Source organism: Mycobacterium sp. MS1601, assembly GCF_001984215.1.
Classification (GTDB): Bacteria; Actinomycetota; Actinomycetes; order Mycobacteriales; family Mycobacteriaceae; genus Mycobacterium.
Map to the genome: position 1 here is coordinate 5,037,227 of NZ_CP019420.1, position 18,538 is coordinate 5,055,764.

17 protein-coding genes are annotated in these 18,538 nt (G+C 65.6%); 15 read left to right on the forward strand and 2 right to left on the reverse strand.

Translation table 11 applies throughout. The features are described 5' to 3' along the window. Positions 1–85 precede the first annotated feature (85 nt). The 11 genes from BVC93_RS24275 (at position 86) to BVC93_RS24325 (ending at position 10,860) form a co-directional block, all read left to right on the forward strand. A complete protein-coding gene (locus BVC93_RS24275) occupies positions 86–940 on the forward strand; it encodes an ABC transporter substrate-binding protein (protein WP_236950492.1) in 855 nt (284 codons plus the stop codon). A gap of 3 nt (positions 941–943) precedes the next feature. Continuing rightward, positions 944–1,870: an amino acid ABC transporter permease gene (locus BVC93_RS24280; RefSeq protein WP_083739676.1), complete on the forward strand. Its 927-nt coding sequence runs from the start codon at positions 944–946 to the stop codon at positions 1,868–1,870. Beyond that, positions 1,867–2,628 (forward strand): amino acid ABC transporter ATP-binding protein, encoded by a 762-nt coding sequence (locus BVC93_RS24285; RefSeq protein ID WP_083739677.1) that lies wholly within the window; start codon positions 1,867–1,869, stop codon positions 2,626–2,628. The genes BVC93_RS24280 and BVC93_RS24285 overlap by 4 nt, the downstream gene beginning before the upstream one ends. Before the next feature lie 135 nt (positions 2,629–2,763). Next, positions 2,764–4,518, forward strand: a complete 1,755-nt coding sequence (locus tag BVC93_RS24290; protein WP_083741298.1) for a bifunctional serine/threonine-protein kinase/transporter substrate-binding domain-containing protein — start codon at positions 2,764–2,766, stop codon at positions 4,516–4,518. Between the two features lie 179 nt (positions 4,519–4,697). Next, entirely contained in the window at positions 4,698–5,813 is a 1,116-nt protein-coding gene (gene macS, locus BVC93_RS24295) for a MacS family sensor histidine kinase (RefSeq protein ID WP_083739678.1), read from the forward strand. Between the two features lie 19 nt (positions 5,814–5,832). Next, positions 5,833–6,468: a response regulator gene (locus tag BVC93_RS24300; RefSeq protein ID WP_083741299.1), complete on the forward strand. Its 636-nt coding sequence runs from the start codon at positions 5,833–5,835 to the stop codon at positions 6,466–6,468. A gap of 57 nt (positions 6,469–6,525) precedes the next feature. Continuing rightward, positions 6,526–8,346: a DUF2339 domain-containing protein gene (locus BVC93_RS24305; RefSeq protein ID WP_083739679.1), complete on the forward strand. Its 1,821-nt coding sequence runs from the start codon at positions 6,526–6,528 to the stop codon at positions 8,344–8,346. 170 nt (positions 8,347–8,516) lie between these two features. Next, a complete protein-coding gene (locus BVC93_RS24310; protein WP_083739680.1) occupies positions 8,517–9,023 on the forward strand; it encodes a Dps family protein in 507 nt (168 codons plus the stop codon). Between the two features lie 96 nt (positions 9,024–9,119). Beyond that, positions 9,120–9,626 carry a hypothetical protein gene (locus BVC93_RS24315; RefSeq protein ID WP_192860088.1) on the forward strand — a complete coding sequence of 169 codons (507 nt, stop codon included), beginning with the start codon at positions 9,120–9,122 and terminating at the stop codon, positions 9,624–9,626. Beyond that, positions 9,623–10,063, forward strand: coding sequence for an RDD family protein (locus BVC93_RS24320; protein WP_083739681.1), 441 nt, complete (start codon positions 9,623–9,625; stop codon positions 10,061–10,063). The genes BVC93_RS24315 and BVC93_RS24320 overlap by 4 nt, the downstream gene beginning before the upstream one ends. Next, positions 10,060–10,860: a nitrilase-related carbon-nitrogen hydrolase gene (locus BVC93_RS24325; protein ID WP_083739682.1), complete on the forward strand. Its 801-nt coding sequence runs from the start codon at positions 10,060–10,062 to the stop codon at positions 10,858–10,860. The genes BVC93_RS24320 and BVC93_RS24325 overlap by 4 nt, the downstream gene beginning before the upstream one ends. On the opposite strand, the gene BVC93_RS24330 is transcribed toward BVC93_RS24325, so the two are convergent. Both BVC93_RS24330 and BVC93_RS24335 read right to left on the reverse strand, forming a co-directional pair. Then, on the reverse strand, positions 10,831–12,093 hold the full coding sequence (locus tag BVC93_RS24330; RefSeq protein WP_083741301.1) for an adenylate/guanylate cyclase domain-containing protein: 1,263 nt from the start codon (positions 12,091–12,093) through the stop codon (positions 10,831–10,833). The two genes, BVC93_RS24325 and BVC93_RS24330, sit on opposite strands and share 30 nt — an antisense overlap. Before the next feature lie 59 nt (positions 12,094–12,152). Further along, positions 12,153–12,764 (reverse strand): TetR/AcrR family transcriptional regulator, encoded by a 612-nt coding sequence (locus BVC93_RS24335; protein WP_083739684.1) that lies wholly within the window; start codon positions 12,762–12,764, stop codon positions 12,153–12,155. A 64-nt stretch (positions 12,765–12,828) separates the two neighbouring features. On the opposite strand from BVC93_RS24335, the gene BVC93_RS24340 reads away from it, so the two are divergent. The 4 genes from BVC93_RS24340 to BVC93_RS24360 all read left to right on the forward strand — a co-directional run bounded on the left by BVC93_RS24340 (position 12,829) and on the right by BVC93_RS24360 (position 18,517). Then, positions 12,829–13,869 carry an oxygenase MpaB family protein gene (locus BVC93_RS24340; protein ID WP_083739685.1) on the forward strand — a complete coding sequence of 347 codons (1,041 nt, stop codon included), beginning with the start codon at positions 12,829–12,831 and terminating at the stop codon, positions 13,867–13,869. Between the two features lie 127 nt (positions 13,870–13,996). Continuing rightward, positions 13,997–16,654 carry a M4 family metallopeptidase gene (locus BVC93_RS24345; RefSeq protein WP_083739686.1) on the forward strand — a complete coding sequence of 886 codons (2,658 nt, stop codon included), beginning with the start codon at positions 13,997–13,999 and terminating at the stop codon, positions 16,652–16,654. A 257-nt stretch (positions 16,655–16,911) separates the two neighbouring features. Next, complete coding sequence (locus BVC93_RS24350) at positions 16,912–17,478, forward strand: DUF262 domain-containing protein (RefSeq protein WP_083739687.1); 567 nt, start codon at positions 16,912–16,914, stop codon at positions 17,476–17,478. 571 nt (positions 17,479–18,049) lie between these two features. Beyond that, a complete protein-coding gene (locus BVC93_RS24360; RefSeq protein ID WP_083739689.1) occupies positions 18,050–18,517 on the forward strand; it encodes a HEPN domain-containing protein in 468 nt (155 codons plus the stop codon). Positions 18,518–18,538 lie beyond the last annotated feature (21 nt).

Below are 18,538 nucleotides of genomic sequence, written 5' to 3' on the forward strand. Positions count from 1 at the left end.
AGGGAACGTGGAATCTGGAAACCAGACCCGCTCGGGACGATCTCGTTGGTGGTACGCGCCAGCGATATTCGCCGTCGCGGGCGCCATGACGCTGTCGGGCTGTGCGGCAGGGACGGACAGCAGTAGCAGCAGTGAAGAATCCACCCCTGCCGAAGCCGGCTCGTCGGCGGCAGTCGAGGAAATCGCCAACACGGTCCCCGAAGACATCAAGTCCTCGGGCAAGTTGATCGTCGGCGTGAACATCCCCTACGCCCCCAACGAATTCAAGGACGAGAGCGGCAAGATCGTCGGTTTCGACGTCGACCTGATGAACGCCATCGCCGCCACCCTCGGCCTCACCGCCGAGTACCGCGAATCCGATTTCGCCAAGATCATCCCGTCCATCCAGGGCGGCACCTTCAATGTCGGCATGTCGTCGTTCACCGACACCAAGGAACGTGAGCAGACCGTCGACTTCGTGACCTACTTCTCCGCGGGTACTCAGTGGGCGCAGAAGCCGGGTGCCGGCATCGATCCCACCAACGCCTGCGGCAAGAAGGTCGCCGTGCAGGCCACCACTTACCAGGAGACCGACGAACTGCCGGCCAAGAGCGCGGCGTGTACCGAGGCCGGCAATCCGCCCATCGAGATCATCCCGTTCGACGGCCAGGATGCTGCCACCAACGCGGTGGTGCTGGGCCAGGCCGACGCCATGTCGGCCGACTCCCCGGTCACCGCGTATGCCATCAAGCAGAGCGACGGCAAGCTCGAAGCGGCCGGCGAGCTGTTCGACGCCGCACCCTACGGCTGGCCGGTGGCCAAGGGTTCTGCGCTGGCACAGTCATTGCAGCAAGCCCTCGAGCACCTGATCGAGAACGGTGAGTACGAGAAGATCTCCACCGACTGGGGCGTCGAAGAAGGCATGATCGACAAGCCGGTCATCAACGGGGCGATCAGCTGATCCATGAGTGTTGACGCGCCGCCTTCACCCACCGGTCCTGCTGCCATAAACGCGGTTCCGCTTCGGCATCCATGGCGGTGGGTGGCGGCGGCCGTCATCCTCATCTTGGCGGCCCTGTTCATCTACGGGGCGGCCACCAACCCGGCCTATGGCTGGTCGACCTACATCGAGTACCTGTTCAACGAACGGGTTCTGATGGTCGGCCTGGTCAACACCTTGCAACTGACCGTGTACTCGATGGTGCTGGCCATCCTGCTGGGCATCCTGCTGGCGGTGATGCGACTGTCGCCCAACCCGGTCTTCAGTTACGTCGCGTGGGTATATCTGTGGATCTTCCGCGGTACCCCGGTGTACGTGCAGCTGGTGTTCTGGGGTCTGCTGCCGACCATCTACCAGAACATCCAGCTGGGTGTTCCGTTCGGTCCGTCGCTGCTGCACTTCAACCTGCAGGCGTTGTCATTCCCGTTCGCGCTGGCCATCATCGGCCTGGCCCTCAACGAGGCCGCGTACATGGCCGAGATCATCCGTGCCGGCATCAGTTCGGTTCCCGAGGGGCAGCTGGAAGCCTCGACGGCACTGGGCATGTCATGGGGCCTGGCGATGCGCCGCACCGTACTGCCCCAGGCGATGCGGGTGATCATTCCGCCCACCGGCAACGAGGTCATCAGCATGCTGAAGACCACCTCGCTGGTCACCGCGGTGCCCTTCGCGCTGGACCTCTACGGCATCACCTCACGTGAAATCGCTGCGCGCATCTTCGAACCCGTGCCACTTCTGCTGGTGGCTGCCACCTGGTACCTGGTGGTCACCAGTGTCCTCATGGTCGGGCAGTACTACCTGGAGAAGCACTTCTCCCGCGGCGCGTCACGCAAGCTCACCGCCAAGCAACTCGAGGCGCTCGCCAAAGCGCAGATGGGGGAGCAGCCGTGACGCTGATGGTCAAAGCCGAGTCGGTGTGCAAGGACTTCGGTGCGCTCAAGGTGCTCAAGGGCGTCACGCTCGAGGTGGAGCGTGGCCAGGTGTTGGTGCTGGTGGGTCCGTCGGGTTCGGGCAAGTCCACGTTCCTGCGGTGCATCAACCACTTGGAACAGGTCAACGCCGGGCGGCTCTATGTCGACGGTGACCTCATCGGATATCGCGAGCGTGGCGGCAGGCTGCACGAGATGTCGCCGCGCGACGCCGCCAAACAGCGCCGCGACATCGGGATGGTGTTCCAGCACTTCAACCTGTTCCCGCATCGCACGGTTCTGGAGAACATCATCGAGGCGCCCATGCAGGTCAAGGGCGTCAAGAGGAGCGCGGCCATCGAGAGGGCCAAGGACCTGCTCGGCCAGGTGGGATTGTCGGCCAAAGCCGATGCCTACCCCGCCCAGCTGTCGGGCGGCCAGCAGCAGCGCGTCGCGATCGCCAGAGCACTGGCCATGAGCCCCAAGCTGATGCTGTTCGACGAGCCCACCTCGGCGCTGGATCCCGAACTGGTGGGTGAGGTGCTCGGCGTCATGAAGAAGCTGGCGTCCGAGGGCATGACGATGGTGGTGGTCACCCACGAAATGGGTTTCGCGCGCGAGGTGGCCGACCAACTGGTGTTCATGGACGGCGGAGTCATCGTTGAGTCCGGTGACCCGCGCGAGGTGCTCAGCAATCCGCGCCACGAACGCACAAAAGCGTTCCTGTCCAAGGTGATGTAGCCTCAAGCGACCCAAGCGGGGGGCTTGGTGGCCGGCCGGGAGTTGACCGTGGATGCTCACAGCGCTGGACCAGACGACGGGTCCCTGGGGCCATTCGGGCATTACGACCTCCTGGAACTGTTGGGCCGCGGCGGTATGGGTGAGGTCTACCGGGCCCGGGACACCCGCACGGACCGGATAGTCGCGTTGAAGGTGCTGCCACCCCATCTGGCTGCCGACAAGGTGTTCCAGCAGCGGTTTCGCCGGGAGTCGCAGGCCGCTGCCGGCGTCAACGACCCGCATGTGGTCCCCATCCACGGCTATGGCGAGATCGACGGCCGGCTGTATCTGGACATGCGGTTGATCGAGGGAATGACCCTTGGCGCCATCCTCGGCCAGCGCGACGGCCCGCTGTCGCCCGAGCTGGCAGTCACCGTTGTCGAGCAGGTGGCCTCGGCTCTGGACGGCGCACATGCGGCCGGTCTGGTGCACCGCGACGTCAAGCCGTCCAACATCCTGATCTCCGAGCGCGAGTTCGTCTACCTGATCGACTTCGGTCTGGCGCGCACCGCCAGTGATCCCGGATTGACCACGGCTGGAAGCACTTTGGGCACACTGGCCTATATGGCGCCGGAGCGCTTCAGTGGCGGCCCCGCAGATCCGCGTTCGGATATCTATGCATTGACCTGTGTGCTCTACGAGTGCCTGACAGGCAGCAGACCCTACCCCGACGACAGTCTCGAGCAACAGATCGCCGGCCACATGGTCACCCCGCCTCCGCGGCCGTCGGACACCCACCGCAAACTGGCGGCCTTCGACGCCGTGATCGCCAAAGGCATGGCCAAGGAGCCGGGTAAGCGGTACCGCAGCGCTTCCGAGTTGGCCGCCGCAGCACGTCGTGCCGCAGACACCCCGCCGCCGCGGATCGGGCAACGCAGGCCACGGCATTCGGCACACCGGGCACCAGCCCGGACCGGGCGCAGGCCGCGAAGCCGCACGTTCGTGGTGGTGGGTGTCAGCGTGGTGTTGGTTGCCGTGTCGGCGTTCACCGCGTGGCAGGTCCGCACCGGGTCTCATGGCGCCACCCGGTCGGCGGGTGTTGCCGAGAGCACCGCACCACCCGGTGACGCCGGACCCGGTGTTGTGCCCGCCATCGCGGCGACGCTGCCCGCCGACGTCAGCGCCACCGGCCGGTTGGTGGTCGGCGTGAACGTGCCCTATGCCCCCAACGAATTCCGAGACACCTCCGGGGAGTTGGTGGGCTTCGACGTCGACTTGATGAACGCCGTTGCCCGTGTTCTCGGGCTCGAACCGGACTATCGGGAGACCGCGTTCGAGACGATCATGCCCTCGGTGCAATCGGGCGCCTTCGACCTCGGGATGTCCTCGGTCACCGATACCAGGGCACGGGAGGAGTCGGTGGACTTCGTCACCTACTTCGAGGCGGGCACGCTGTGGGCGCAACGTCCCGGCGGGGGTGTCGATCCCGACGACGCCTGCGGTCTGCGGGTGGGCGTGGCGTTCGGGACGCTGCAGGAGACCGACGAGATACCCGCCAAGAGCGACACCTGTGTGGCGGCGGGGCGATCTCCGGTGGAGAAGGTGATCTACACCAGCCAGGACGATGTCACGGCCGCGCTGATGTCCGGCGCCGTCGACGCGATGTCCGCCGATTCTCCGGTCACCGGGTTTGCTGTCAAGCTCAGCGGCGGCAGCCTCGAGATCGCCGGCGAGGTGTTCGATTCCGCACCATACGGTTGGCCGGTGGAAAAGGGTTCACCGTTGGCCGAATCGTTGCGGCAGGCACTCGAACACATCATGGTCACCGGGGAGTACCGCACCATCGCGACCATGTGGGGCGTCGAGAAAGGCATGATCGACGAGCCGATGATCAACGGGGCATCGAAGTAGCCCTGATGTGGATCTCGGTGAGGAACTGCTCCACCGCCGCCGCGGTGTGTCTGGCCCGCGGCGAGCCGAAGACATCAAAAGCAGGCTGAGCCAAGGGCATTTCGGCGTACACCACCGGCGCATGGCCGGCTGAGGCGGTACACCTTCAGGGGCGGCGGCGCCCGCCCTATGCTGAGCACATGCCGGACCGGGATCCCTGCGGGCCACTATGGCGCGCCGCCCAGGTGTTCCGGCTGCTGAGTTTCGTCTACGCCGTCGGGTTCCAGGTGGTCAGCAACGACGAACTGGACCGTCCGGTGCTGGGGTGGGTGCTGTTCGCGGTGCTCACCGCGTGGACCTTGGCCGCCGCGGTGGGCTATCTGCAGGGCTTCGCCAGGCGAACGTCCTGGGTGCTCGCCGAACTGGCCGTGGTGTGCGTGCTGATCCTGTCCACCGAACTGGTGGCCTCCGAGCAGTGGATCGCCGACAACCAGTCCCTGCCCACGACACTGTGGGCTACCAACGCCACCATCTCGGCGGCGATCCTGCGCGGACCCGTGTGGGGGATGCTCGCCGGGATCATCATGATGGCCGTCTACGCTGGGCTGAAGGGGTCGGTCAGCTTCGACTTCGCCCGCAACGCCACCATGGTGATCGAACTCGCCGTCGGGCTGGCCGTCGGGTTGGCTGCGCAGACCGCGCGCCGGGCACACGCCGAACTCGAACGTGCCGTGCGATTGTCGGCGGCGGTGGCCGAACGGGAGCGACTGGCCAGGCAGGTCCATGACGGAGTCATCCAGGTGCTGGCCCTGGTGGCCAAGCGAGGGCGTGAAATAGGTGGGGCCACAACCGAGCTTGCAAAGCTGGCCAGTGAACAGGAGCGGGCGTTGCGCCGGCTGATCAGCTCCGAGAGTGTCGAGGCCGACGACGAGCAGGTGGACATCCGGACTGCGATACGGCGCCGTGCAGGCGACCGGGTGGTGGTCAGTGTTCCCGCCACGGCGGTGTTGCTGGACACTGCGGTGGCCGAAGAACTCACCGCCGCGGTGCACAACGCGCTGGACAACGTTGCCGCACACGCGGGTCCGGCGGCGTGTGCCTACGTTCTGGTCGAGGATCTCGGTGACATGGTGACGGTTACCGTGCGTGACGACGGCGTGGGTATCCCGGCGGGCCGCCTGGAGGAGGCGGCATCCCAAGGGCGGGTGGGCATCTCCAAGTCGATCGTGGGCAGGATGCGGTCGGTGTCGGGTTCGGCGACGCTGACGACGGACGTCGGAGGAACGGAATGGGAGTTGACGGTGCCTCGTGAGTGAGGTCAGGAATCCGACCGTGATGGTGGTCGACGACCATCCGATCTGGCGTGACGCCGTGGCACGCGATCTGGCCGAGGACGGATTCGACGTGGTGGCCACAGCCGACGGGGTGGCAGCGGCACGGCGACGGGCGGCGGTGGTGCACCCCGATGTGGTGTTGATGGACATGAGCCTGGGCGACGGCAACGGAGCAGAGGCCACTGCCGCAGTGCTCGAGGTGTCACCGGGCACCAGGGTCCTGGTGCTGTCGGCGTCGGCCGAACAGGAGGACGTGCTGCAGGCCGTCAAGGCCGGCGCCACCGGCTACCTGGTCAAGAGTGCGTCGAAAACTGAACTGGTCCAAGCGGTTCGAGATACCGCGATGGGTCGTGCGGTGTTCACCCCCAGCCTGGCGGGCCTGGTCCTCGGTGAGTATCGACGCATCGCTCGGCGCTCGCACGCCGGTCCGGAGGTACCCACGCTCACCGACCGTGAGACCGAAGTGCTGCGCCATGTCGCCAAGGGCCTGACGGCCAAACAGATCGCCGCCAAACTGTCGGTCAGCCACCGTACGGTGGAGAACCACGTGCAGGCCACCTTCCGTAAACTGCACCTGGCCAATCGGGTCGAGTTGGCGCGCTACGCCATCGAACACGGCCTGGACAAGGACAACTGAGCACAATCGAGTAGTCATACTCATCCGCGGAAGCGCCTGCTCCGACACGATGGGGGCATGAGCCAACCGCATCAGACTGCCCTGGCCCGGCTGTCGGAGGAATTCACCGCGTTGTCGCAGCAGGTGAACCGGGTCGCCGCCCAGCTCGCCGAGGTGGAACGCACCATGGGGGTGCCAGCCGCCCCACCGCCTCCTGTTGCGGCGCCCACGCCCTACTATCCGCCGCCGCCGGCGTACCCCTATCCGTACCCAGTGCCTGCACCGGTTGCTTTCCCGCCGTCGCCGCGTCCGTTACCCCCGCCCGTTGCCGCCAAGTCCCAGCCGCGCGAAGGCTGGATCGGAAAGCTGCTGGCGGTAGCCGGTGTCGCGGTGACGCTCATCGGCGTGGTGCTGCTGCTGGTGCTCGCCGCCCAGGCCGGGCTGCTGGCGCCCGGTGTGCGGGTGGCCGCCGGCGGCATGCTGGCCGCAGCGCTGGTGGCCGGTGCTGTGGTGTTCAACCGCCGCGACGGTGGCCGGGTGGGCGCCATCGCGTTGGCGGCCACGGGCATCGCCGCCGCCTACATGGACGTGGTGGCGGTGACCACCATCTACGACTGGGTGCCGCCGGTGGCCGGACTGGTGCTTGCCTCGCTGATCGGCGGCGGGGGGCTCACCCTGGCCCGCCGCTGGAACTCCGAGCATCTGGCCGTCCTGGTGTTGGTGCCGCTTGCCGTGCTGGCTCCCATCGTGGCTGACGGAGTGACGGTGCTGTTGATCGGTTTCATGCTGGTGCTCTCGGCGGCGTCTCTGCCCGTTCAAGTCGGCAAGGACTGGGTGCTGATGCACGCCGCGCGGGTTGCCGCGGTCACGTTGCCGTTGCTGCTGGCGTTGCTGGTCGCGAGCTTCGATACCGATCAGAACACCTACCTGTTGGGCGGAGCCTGCGGTATCGCCGCGTTGCTGTCGATCATCAGCGCGTTGGTGCTGCTGCCTGGGACGTCGCGACCGGTCGGCACCGCGGTACTGGCAGCGATCGGTGTGGTTCCCGCGCTGGCCGCGGCGGTGGCGGTGGAACAGCTTCTGGCCGTGCTGCTCTCGGCTGCGGTTGCTGCCGTCATGCTGGCCATCGTGATGCTCCACCGCCGCCTGCCCGGCGTCACCTCGGCCGTGGTGGCGATCTGGGCGACGGTCTCGGCGGTGGCAGCCGTCGTCACTGTCACGGTGGCGTTCGAGGGTTACGTCGAGGCTCCGGTGTTCCTCGCGCTCGCGGTGGTGTTGGCCGTCGCAGGCCGGCACAGCGCGTTGGCGCTGTGGGCGGCAACGGCTTTCACGACGCTCGGCGTGCTGGTGTACACCGTCTACGCCCCACCCGGGTATCTGGTGGAGGCAGCGGCGCTACCGGTGCCCGAGGCGCTGTCGGTGCTGGCGGCCAGCGTGCTGCTGATCGCCGCCGCGGTGGCGCTCAGTTGGACCGCGGCACGGACATCGCCTGTCATCCCGGCGGTGGCATTGGCAGTCAGCGTCTACGGGGTTACCACCTTCACCGTCACCTTCGGTGTGCTGGTCGGCGGCAGCGGCGGCGGCTTCCTGGCCGGACACATGGCAGCCACCATCTGCTGGGTTGCCATGGCCGCGGTACTGCTGTGGCACGCCCAGCGCATCGTCGACCGCGACGCGCGAACCGCGCCCATCGTGGCCGGGTTGGCACTCACCGCAGCTGCCACCGCCAAGCTGTTGCTGTTCGATCTGGGCACTCTCGACGGGATGTTCCGGGTGGTGGTGTTCATCGTCGTCGGCCTGGTGCTGTTGGCGATGGGTGCCGGCTACGCGAAAAGCCTGGCCCGCACCGACTCAGCCGATTCTCAGCAAAGGGATGCCTCACCAACCGTGACGGAGTAGACAACACTTCGGGCATGTTTTCACCCTGTCGCGGCGTTACGGTTACCAGGCAAGTGAAAAGCAGTGTGACGGCAGGTGAACGCCCCGCAGCCCCTGATGACGGGGCGGACCGCCGACAGCTGCCGCACTTGCGGACACCGTAGTCCGGACCAACTGAAAGGGTGTGCGCCATGGCAGCCACAGCAACCGTCAACACCAACCGTCGGGACGCCGCCGAGGTCACCGGCTTCGTCCCCAGCGAGGCGTTCTACGCCAACCTGCAGAAGGTGCTCGTCGACCTCATCGAACTGCATCTGCAAGGCAAGCAGGCACATTGGAACGTCGTCGGCACCAACTTCCGTGACCTGCATCTGCAGCTCGACGAGTTGGTGGACTTCGCCCGCGAAGGCAGCGACACCATCGCCGAGCGCATCCGCGCGTTGGACGGCGTAGCCGACGGCCGCTCCGACACCGTGGCAGCCACCACGTCGCTGCCGCAGTTCCCGGCCTTCGAGCACAACACCACCGAGGTGGTTGACCTGATCACCACGCGTATCTACGCCGCCGTGGCAACCCTGCGCGAGGTCCATGACGCCGTGGACGCCGAAGACCCCAGCACTGCCGACATCCTGCATCAGCTGATCGACGGCTTGGAGAAGCTGGCGTGGTTGATCAAGTCGGAGAACCGCAAGGTCTAGCGTGCCCGTCGCTTGAGGCTGGTATGAGAGGGCCGTACGGTCCGCCTGGAACTTCTCTCGCCGGGCGGGCCGTACGGGCATATCTAGGATGTGATGATGCCCAGCGCCCGTGCCCTGCTGAAACATCCGCTGGTGGTCGTGGCGACCGGTGCCGGAGCGCTGGCACTCGACACCGCGGGCACCGTCTACCAGGCGGCCACCCGGTTGCCAGTCGTCGGCCAGCCGGTGGAACACGGGGTTGCTGCACTCGCCCGACGGGGAGACCAGGTGATCGACGCCGGCTTCGAACCGGCCCGCACCGCACTCATCGCCCTGGTGGTGCAGATCGTCGAGCAGGTCCTCGACCAGATGGATCTCACCGCACTGGTGCGGAATCGGGTTGACGTCAACGCCATTGCCCGCGAACTCGATCTGGTCGGTCTGGCCAACACCGTCATCGACGGAGTGGATCTGCCCGCCATCATCCGTGAATCCACCACCTCGGTGACCGCCGAGGTGATGACCGACGTGCGGACCCAGGGGGAGCGCGCCGATGACCTGGTGGCCGGCATCGTCGACCGGATGCTGGGCCGCCGTACCGACCCGGCGGGCCCCACCCGATGACCGTCGTCCGCACCGCAGGCATCGTCAGCCGGACCGTGGCGGCGGTGATCGATCTGGTGGTGGTGCTGGTGTTCCTGGGCCTGCTGTACGTGGGCGTCACACTGGCCGTGCTCGCCACCTCGCCGCGGGCCTTCAGCTTTCCCGCTCCTTCACTGATCTTCTCGGCGATGGGCGTGGCGGTGGTGTCGGTGGGCTATCTCGCGGTCTGTTGGGCGGTCTCGGGATGCACTGCGGGTTCAGTCGTGATGGGACTGCGGGTGGTCAACGCCGGCGCAGAAACGCTGCGCTGGTCGGTCGCCGTGCTGCGGGCGCTCGCCTGTGTCGCCTTCCCGTTCGGGTTGGTCTGGGTGGTACTGGATCGTGACCGAAGATCGTTGCAGGACATCGTGTTCGGCAGTCGAGTGATCTACAACCGCGTCGAGGTGGTACGCCCGTGACGACAACCGTCGCCTGTTGTCAGTTCGCCCCCGAGTTCGGTGATCTCGCCGCGAACTGCGTCGCCGTCACGGCGTTGATCGCCGATGCGGTGCGCGCGGGGGCCGACGTGGTGGTGCTGCCCGAGCTGGCCACCTCGGGCTACATGTTCGCCGACGCAGAGGAGGCGCGTTCGCTCGCGTTGCCATCGCAGGCAGCGGTGTTCACGCAATGGGCTGCTGCGGCTGGCGAATCCATCGCGGTGGTCGGCTACTGCGAGGCCGGCGAGGACGGCCTGCTCTACAACAGCGCGGTCATGCTCGACGGCAGCGGGGTGCTGGCGGGCTACCGCAAGACCCACCTGTGGGACCGGGAGAAATTGATCTTCACACCCGGTGGGGCACTGCCCACGGTGGTCAAGACACGGCACGGCGACATCGCGATGATGGTGTGCTACGACCTGGAATTCGCCGAAGTCACCCGTGGTGTCGCGGTGGCGGGTGCGGAACTGATTGTGGCCCCGGTGAACTGGCCGCTGTTCCCGCGTCCGGTAGGGGAGCGTCCCGGGGAGGTGATCACCGCGATGTCCACTGCTCGGACCAACCGGGTGGCCGTCGCGGCCTGTGATCGCTGTGGTGTCGAGCGGGGCCAGCCCTGGACGGCGGGCACCGTGATCGTCGACCCCGACGGCTGGGTGGTTGCCACCGCAGGTCCCGATGCCACCATGGTGCTGGCCGACCTCGATCTGGCTGCCACGCACGACAAGTCGCTCAGCGACCATGTGGATCTGTTAGCCGATCGGCGCTTGGACCTGTACTGACCGCCGGCCGGTGAGATACCAGGTGCGCATCACTCCCTTGCCCTTGATCGCGACGCTGCCGCGCTCTTCGAGCACGAAGTCGTCCTTGAGGCGTTGGTAGATGTCTTCGGGCACCTGGATGCGGCCCACCTGATCGGTGGTCTCCATTCGCGAAGCGACGTTCACCGCGTCACCCCACACGTCGTAGAAGAAGCGTCGGGAGCCGACCACGCCGGCCACCACCGGGCCCGCAGCCAAACCGATGCGCATCGGTACATCCCTGCCCAGCGGGTCGGTGAGGCCAGTTGCGGCGCAGGACATGTCGAGTGCCAGATCGGCCAGCGCCTGCACATGGTCGGCCCGCGGAACAGGGATTCCGCTGACCACCATGTAGGAGTCGCCGGTGGTCTTGACCTTCTCCAGGCAGTGCTGTTCCACCAAGGTGTCGAATGCGCTGTAGATGCGGTCGAGGAAGGCCACCAGATCGCACGGCGGTGTATCGGCGGCCCGCTCGGTGAATCCGGCGATGTCGGCGAACAGGATCGACGCATCGTCATAGCGGTCGGCGATGATCTTGTGGTCGGGATCCTTGAGGCGGTCGGCGATGCTGGCGGGCAGGATGTTGGCCAACAGTTGCTCGGAGCGTTCGTACTCCATTTCCATCGCGGCCTCCGCGCGCGCGATCTCGCGAAGGGCGTACCACACCGTCGCGAACGCCAACACGCACGAGGACACCACGGAGGTCACGAATCCGACCTGCAGCGGCCACAGCGGTTGATTGCCGACGTTGTCCGGGACCAGGATCTCCAAGAGCACCACCAACAGCGCGCCCAGCCCGGCCAGTACTCCGGCCAGCGCAATTCGTTCGATGCCGAGAATCAGCACCAGCACCGACGCCGCGGTCAGGTAGTAGAACTGCAGTCCGGAGGCGGTGCCGACGTTCCAGGTGATGAAGAAGATCGAGCCGTAGGCCACCACGGTGAACGTCAGCGGCGCCACCAGGTCGCCGAATGGGCGCAGCAGGGGGATGGCCAGGAACGCCAATCCGGTCGAGATGTTGATGACGCCGATCTGCCACATGCCGTAGCCGCTGAACACCTGCCAGATGCCGAATCCGCCGCTGACCGTGGCCGCGATCCAGGTGGTGATTTTCAGTACCCGGAAGCGGCGGGCGGCGCTGTCGGCGTAATGGGCGCTGCGTGCCGGCACGCAGGGGTGGGCGTGGCGGAACCGACCGTCACCCAGCCGTCCCATGGTCACCACCAGCGCAGCGTATCTCGCAATGCTGCTGGTGAGGGCGGACTCAGCCGAGCTCAGGCGCTGGCGGACACCATGGCGACGGTGTGGGTGACCACCGCTTCCAGATCATCACCCAGATTGCCTGACAACCACTGCTGCGCCAGCTCGGCCATGGCGCCGGTGTACAGCGCTGCTGCCACCTGGGTGGCCACCACGTCATCGCCGGGGTGCTTCTGTTCACGTTCGCTGAGTACAAGCTGGCGAAGGTTCTCCTGGGCGATGGCGCGCCGTGCCACCAGCACAGGGTTGGCCCGGGCCTCGGTGAACAGCACCCGGCCGCGACGCGGGTCGGCCGAGCTGAACCCGAGCACGGTGCGGATGCCGGCCCGCAACCGGTCGAGGTCGTCGCCGCCCTCGTTGTTGGTGGCGGTGATGGCCGACTCGACTTCACCGGCCAGGCCCGCAGCAACGACGTCGTAGACCGCCCCCAGCAATTCGTCGGTGTCGGCGAAGCTCTCATAGAAGTAGCGGGTGTTCAGCGAACACTCGCGGCACACCGACCGCACCGACACCGCGCTTTCGCCCTCGTCGCCGAACAACGCGAACGCGGCGGCAACCAACAGTCCGCGGCGCTCGATGCGGCGGTCGGTCAGCGGAACTCCCGCCCACCTGGTGGGGCTCGTCACCGGTACATCCTAGCCGCGCAAAGATCTGGGCACGGGCGTATCCAGAAGAGTAACCTCGTCGGGTATGCAACTTCTGCCGCCGTTGCCCCACCAGATGATCCAACGGCGATTCCTGCGGTTCTACGACCACGAGATCCGCCGCCGCTACTTCCGGGGTGTCGATTTCGCCGAGCCGGCCGGTGACCCGGGTTGGTTCGGGCCGGGAAGTGCGGTCTGGCACGTCCACTCCCACATGCCGGCCCTGGTCCTCGGCCTGCAGGCGGCCGCCTACCTCGAGCGGTTCGACCCGTCGATCTTCTGGATGGGTGTCGACCACTCGCGGATGCCGGAAAGAGACGTCGACGGCGTGGCCACCGGACGGATGGACCCCGAGGGTGCGATGGTTCGCCTGGGACATTCGGTGTCGTTTTTCACCGGCACCGCATACGGGTCGACGGAGACCGCCGAGCGGCTGGCCAACACCGTGCGGGCCATGCACCACACCGTCAAAGGGACCCGTCCCGACGGGCTGGCCTATGACGCCGACGACCCTGACTGGCTGCGCTGGAACTACGCCACAGTGGTGTGGGGGATCGCCACCGCGCACGAGTACTACCATCCGAAACCGTTGCGCGGTAAGAGAATTGATCGGTATTACCGAGAGTTCGTCAAGGTCGGTCACGCCCTCGGCGGTACCGGTTTGCCGGAGACCAAAGCCGAGACGCTGGAGTGTCTGCAGTCCTATCTGCCCAAGCTGGCGCTGACCTACGGTGCGGCCATGTTCACCGGACCGAACATCAGCGGTGGCGACCTGGGTCCGCCCGGAGGAGAGGTGATCGACTGGGCCATTCGCGACATGCTGCCCAGTTGGGCTGCCGCCATGGTGATGCACCGCGACCCCAATCCGATCGAGCGCCTGGCCCGCCAGGCCGCGGTGTGGACGATGGTCAACGGCATCCATACGGCCATGGGTCCGCTGCCGGAGTTCGGCGCGGCGTGCAAGCGGATGAAGGGCTACATCGTCGACCCGACCTCACCCACCTACGTACCGGGCAGCGATCCGGAGCGCACGCGTGAGGTCGCCGAGCAAATGTGTGAGGCTGTGCCGGCCTCACAGCGTCAGTAACGAATCCGTCAAATACTTCCCCGAGCCGCTAGGGTTTGCTTGCCGACCGGTGTTTCGAGTGGGGAGTCCAGTGGTGTCGAAGCGGTCCAGTCCTGCTGTTTTGATGCCGAGCAGTGCCTTGACGGGTATGCGCAGAGGCGTTGCGGTGGCCTTCGCTGCCGGCCTGGTGGCGGCGGCGCCGGGCATTGCCGCGGCCGAGACCGAGGCTGATTCCAGCCCGTCCACCGCAGCTGATGCCGCCAGCGCGGAACCGGCACCCGAGCCCGCGTCGACATCGCCGGAGGACTCTGCCGCCGAGGATTCCGACGACCCCGCACCGCAGGAGCCCGAGGACGTCGACCCAGCCGACGAGGAGGAAGAGCTCCCGGCTGAGGCCGACGTCGACCTCGACGAGGGCCCGGAACCCGACACGTCCTCACGGCGCTCGAGTCAGCACTCCTCTGACGAGCCGGAGACCGACGAGCCGGAGACCGACGAGACGTCCGAGGCCGCGGCTACCGAGGACGCGGCTACCGAGGACGACGAGCCCACGGGTACAGCCGAGACCGAAACCGAAACGCCCCAGTCCGAACTCACCCCGGACATCGACACACTGGCCGTCCCGGACACCATCACCGCTGTCCTCGACGAGCCGGCACCCACCACGGTGAGGCGGCCCGTCAACGTCGCCTCCATGGTCACCGACGCGCTGACCTGGGTGGGGCTGGGGCACCTGTCCAAGGACCTGCCGATTCCCGCGCTGCCGGTGCCGCGACTGCTGGAGATGATGTGGGTGGGTCTGCGCCAGACCCAGAACGCGTGGAACAACCAGCGCCCGACCGCTAGCCCGACCGTGAGCCTGGGGGACGACGGGGTGGTGCGCGGTGACCTGAACGCGGTCGACTTCGACGACACGAACCTGACCTACACCGTCGTCACGCCCGCGCGTTTCGGCACCGTGACAATTGCCGCCGACGGCACCTTCACCTACACCCCGCGCCCCGGGCTCACCGGAATCAGCGACCGCTTCACCATCACGATCGACGACGCCGCGGGCAATCCGCCGCGAATCCACGGACTCGGTGAACTGCTGGGCCTCAACGGGCCCACGTCGGCGACGATCTCCGTCGATGTCGCCAGCACGACGAACATCAGCAGCACCGCTGTCACCCGGCCCGACGCGGTCACGGTGCAGATGGACACCAGCGGGCGTATCTCGGTCATCGACGGCACGTTCACCGATGCCCAGGTGCGCGACGCGGCCGACGCGGCGCAGTTCCTCAACACCTTCGCCCCGGTGCTCGGCGCTCAAAGTGGTTTCGCCACAGCAGATTTGATCACAGTGCAGCGATTCTCAGCGGCCACCGGCGCCACCGAGGAGTACTACCGGCTGCACCCGAGCGTCGACGGTCTCGAGGTACTGGGCAGCGAGATCGTCCTGGTGACCGACGGCGCGGGCACCGTCACCGGATTGTTCAACTACTACAACACCGGTCTGGCCGACGTCGACACCACCGCTGAACTGGCCGACAGTTCGGCCGCGGCCACCCTCGCCGCGGTTCGGCTCCTGAAATCGGCGGGGTTGCAACCCACCGACACGGCTGTGGCGCGGGTGTTGCGTTCCACCACCGTCGAGACCGAACTGGTGATCCTGGCGCTTGACCGTGATGTGGCGCCGACACTGACTTGGCGGGTCAGCCTGCTCCCGACCGCGAGCGCGGGCCAAGCCGCCGCCGGTGCCATCTACTACGTCAACGCCAACGGCGCCGATGTCGGCACTGTCACGGCCGGCGCGTCGTCGGTGCAGGCGGCCAGCACCATCGCCCGCGACGCCCTCGGTGTCAGCCGCCAGATCAATGTCGAAGCGGCGAAGTGGTGGTACTTCTTCGACAGCACCAAGTTGGTGGACACCACGCGCAAGATCTCCACCTACGTCACGACGTTCGGTCTGTTCGGGTTGGGCATGCCGCAGACCCCTGGCGCCATCGTCATCCGGTCGCCGCTGTGGGGCTGGAACGCCTCGGCCATCTCCGCGCACGCCAACGTGGCCGCGTCCTACGACTACTACCTGGCGGTGTTGGCCAGGCAAGGTCTGGACGGCGACGGCGGAACCGTCGTGACGACGGTGGGATACAACCCGCGCGACTCGATCTGGACGTACTTCGGTGGCTACGTCAACGCCTTCTGGGACCCGGTGGGTCAACAGATCGGATTCGGCGACTCAGGGCGATTCTCGGCGGCGCTGGATATCGTGGCGCACGAGTACACACATGGCGTCATCAGCCACATCGTCGCCAACGGCAACTCAGTGCTCGATCGCGGTGAATCCGGTGCGCTCAACGAGGCCTACGCCGACATCATGGGCGTGCTGGTCGAAGGCAAGACCGGCGCGGGCCGCTGGTTGATCGGCGAGGACACCGGTATCGGCGCCATCCGCAGCCTGGCCAACCCGACCGCAGTCGGCACCGGCTACGTCGCGCACTGGAATCAGCGCTACACCGGCACCCAGGACGACGGCGGTGAGCACTGGAACAGCACCATCTTCAGCCACGCGGCCTATCTGATGATGACCGATTCCCGGACCGCCACGGTGTCCGACGACCTGTGGGCGACGGTGTTCTACGAGTCCATGTACGGACTGGGGGCGGGTGCGAAGTTCGTCGACGGCCGGGCGGCCATCCTGGAAGCCGCCGACCCGTACTTCTCCGATGCCGAGTTGCAGGCGGTGGCCGACGCGTTCGACGCCGTGGGCATCGTGGGCGCGGCGCAGACGTTCGGTGCTGAGGTCCTGATCATCGCGGTGTGATCGGGGAAGGGGTGCCCTCGGTGAGATTCGAACTCAAAGGTTGAGTTGCCGCGGACCTCGGCGGATTCTGCGAAATGCCCACTGACGTGCGCGTGAATGCCTAGTGGAGGTAAACAGCGATTAGGGCAGATAAACGCAGAATGTAGTCAGGATGTAGTCACGTCGCTCAAGCGTTCGGGAGTTGGTTCCTCCGCCGTGTGAGGGTTGACGTCGTGGTGCGCGCACAGCAATGGTCGCCTGCATCTAGGCTCCGTTAGGTGTCAATAGAGTCCAGTGACGGCAGATACGTCGACGAGAGTATCGATGACGTAGACGAAACCGATGCAGTTGCCCCCAACGCCAGCCCGGTCACTTATTTCGGAACCGAGTTCGACGTCCACGGACTGGTGCGCAGGTACAACGAGAAGGCGATCGTTGTGCCAACGTTCGATCCTGAGGAGTCGCTCCCCGACCCCAACGCTCAAGCTTTCCAGCGAGGTCGGGTGTGGCGTCGACCGCAACAAGACCGTTTCCTTGAATCCCTCTTACTTGGATTCCCTGTACCTGGCATTTTCCTCGTGGAGCAGCCCGGCAAGAAATATCTGGTGCTCGACGGGCAGCAACGACTCACGACGCTTGCGTCTTTCTATGGCGGAAAGTTCCGGCTGGAGACGGTTGACTCAGCGCTGAAGGGCCTGACGTATGACACGTTGCCTGGCGATCTTCGTCGTACGCTGGATGACACGTTCATCCAAGCCATCATCATTCGCGCGCCGCAAAGCGTCCAAGATTACGAGAGCGTTTATCAGATATTCGAACGCTTGAATTCGGGGGCACAAATCTGACGCCGCACGAGATTCGTGTCGCGCTGTACGGCGGCGCCCTAGTTGAAACTATCCGTGACCTGAATAACGACGAAAGCTGGCGCGAGCTGTATGGTCGACGAAGTGACCGCCTGAAAGATCAAGAGCTGATACTTCGCATCATTGCTCTTTATACGAGTGCAGACCGCTATTACTCTCCTTTGAAGACTTTCCTGAATGACTTTCTGGGGGAACACCGAAACGGCGAAGGTATGGATCTAGGCGCGGTGTCGGCGGTTTTCAGGGCAGCGGCAGCGACACTTAATTACACGATAGGCCGCCGCGCCTTTAGACTGCGAACCCAGGTTAACGCAGCGATTCTCGACTCTGTTTTCGTAGCGACCATGGGACAGATCACCAGGTCGCCTGCGGGCGCGATCGACAGGGGAGAATGGGAGAGAGCCTACGAAAGGCTTCTTTCCAACAGCAGGTTCATAGACGCGGTGACCAAAGCGACCGCGAACGAAGAGTCAGTATACGTACGTCTCAACGAAGCGCGTGAAGCCTTTGCAGGGCTATGAACAGCCGCAGATACGTCGACAGGCGAGCGGCAGTGGCAGCCCGATTGAAGGAGATCGAAGAGATAATTTTGTACGCGGATGCGGAGGAGGACCTGATTGTCAAAGACTATCTCCACACGCTCGCCGTGATTCGCCTTAGTGGGTTCATCGAGAAAAGTGTTGAACACATGGTGAACGGTTTTTTAGAAGAGCATTCATCGCACAGAGTTCTTCGGTATGGCCAACGCCAAGCGGCGCGAATCAACAATCTCAACCCCGCGAAACTGGAGCAACTCGTCGGTAGCTTCGACCAAGGCTGGGAAGTTGAGTTACGCGAGTTCTTAGCAGAAGACGAGAATCGTCAGTCCTTGGGCAACTTGATTGGGGCTCGTCATACCCTCGCGCATGGCGGAAGCACGTCAGTTTCCAGCGCGCTGTTGCGCGGTTATCAGAAAATCGCTGAGGAAGTCATTTACTTCTTGCTCGACCGGTTTCTCCCGTTGCCTGGCCCGAGGCAGTAGGTGCTCTGCTCCCGCAGTAAC

Bases quoted from the DNA above. Each gene is read 5' to 3' on its own strand.
- BVC93_RS24275 (WP_236950492.1), top strand. From the start codon at position 86: ATGACGCTGTCGGGCTGTGCGGCAGGGACGGACAGCAGTAGCAGCAGT.
- BVC93_RS24280 (WP_083739676.1), top strand. From the start codon at position 944: ATGAGTGTTGACGCGCCGCCTTCACCCACCGGTCCTGCTGCCATAAAC.
- BVC93_RS24290 (WP_083741298.1), top strand. From the start codon at position 2,764: ATGGGTGAGGTCTACCGGGCCCGGGACACCCGCACGGACCGGATAGTC.
- macS (WP_083739678.1), top strand. From the start codon at position 4,698: ATGCCGGACCGGGATCCCTGCGGGCCACTATGGCGCGCCGCCCAGGTG.
- BVC93_RS24300 (WP_083741299.1), top strand. From the start codon at position 5,833: ATGGTGGTCGACGACCATCCGATCTGGCGTGACGCCGTGGCACGCGAT.
- BVC93_RS24305 (WP_083739679.1), top strand. From the start codon at position 6,526: ATGAGCCAACCGCATCAGACTGCCCTGGCCCGGCTGTCGGAGGAATTC.
- BVC93_RS24310 (WP_083739680.1), top strand. From the start codon at position 8,517: ATGGCAGCCACAGCAACCGTCAACACCAACCGTCGGGACGCCGCCGAG.
- BVC93_RS24315 (WP_192860088.1), top strand. From the start codon at position 9,120: ATGCCCAGCGCCCGTGCCCTGCTGAAACATCCGCTGGTGGTCGTGGCG.
- BVC93_RS24320 (WP_083739681.1), top strand. From the start codon at position 9,623: ATGACCGTCGTCCGCACCGCAGGCATCGTCAGCCGGACCGTGGCGGCG.
- BVC93_RS24330 (WP_083741301.1), bottom strand. From the start codon at position 12,093: ATGGGACGGCTGGGTGACGGTCGGTTCCGCCACGCCCACCCCTGCGTG.
- BVC93_RS24340 (WP_083739685.1), top strand. From the start codon at position 12,829: ATGCAACTTCTGCCGCCGTTGCCCCACCAGATGATCCAACGGCGATTC.
- BVC93_RS24345 (WP_083739686.1), top strand. From the start codon at position 13,997: ATGCGCAGAGGCGTTGCGGTGGCCTTCGCTGCCGGCCTGGTGGCGGCG.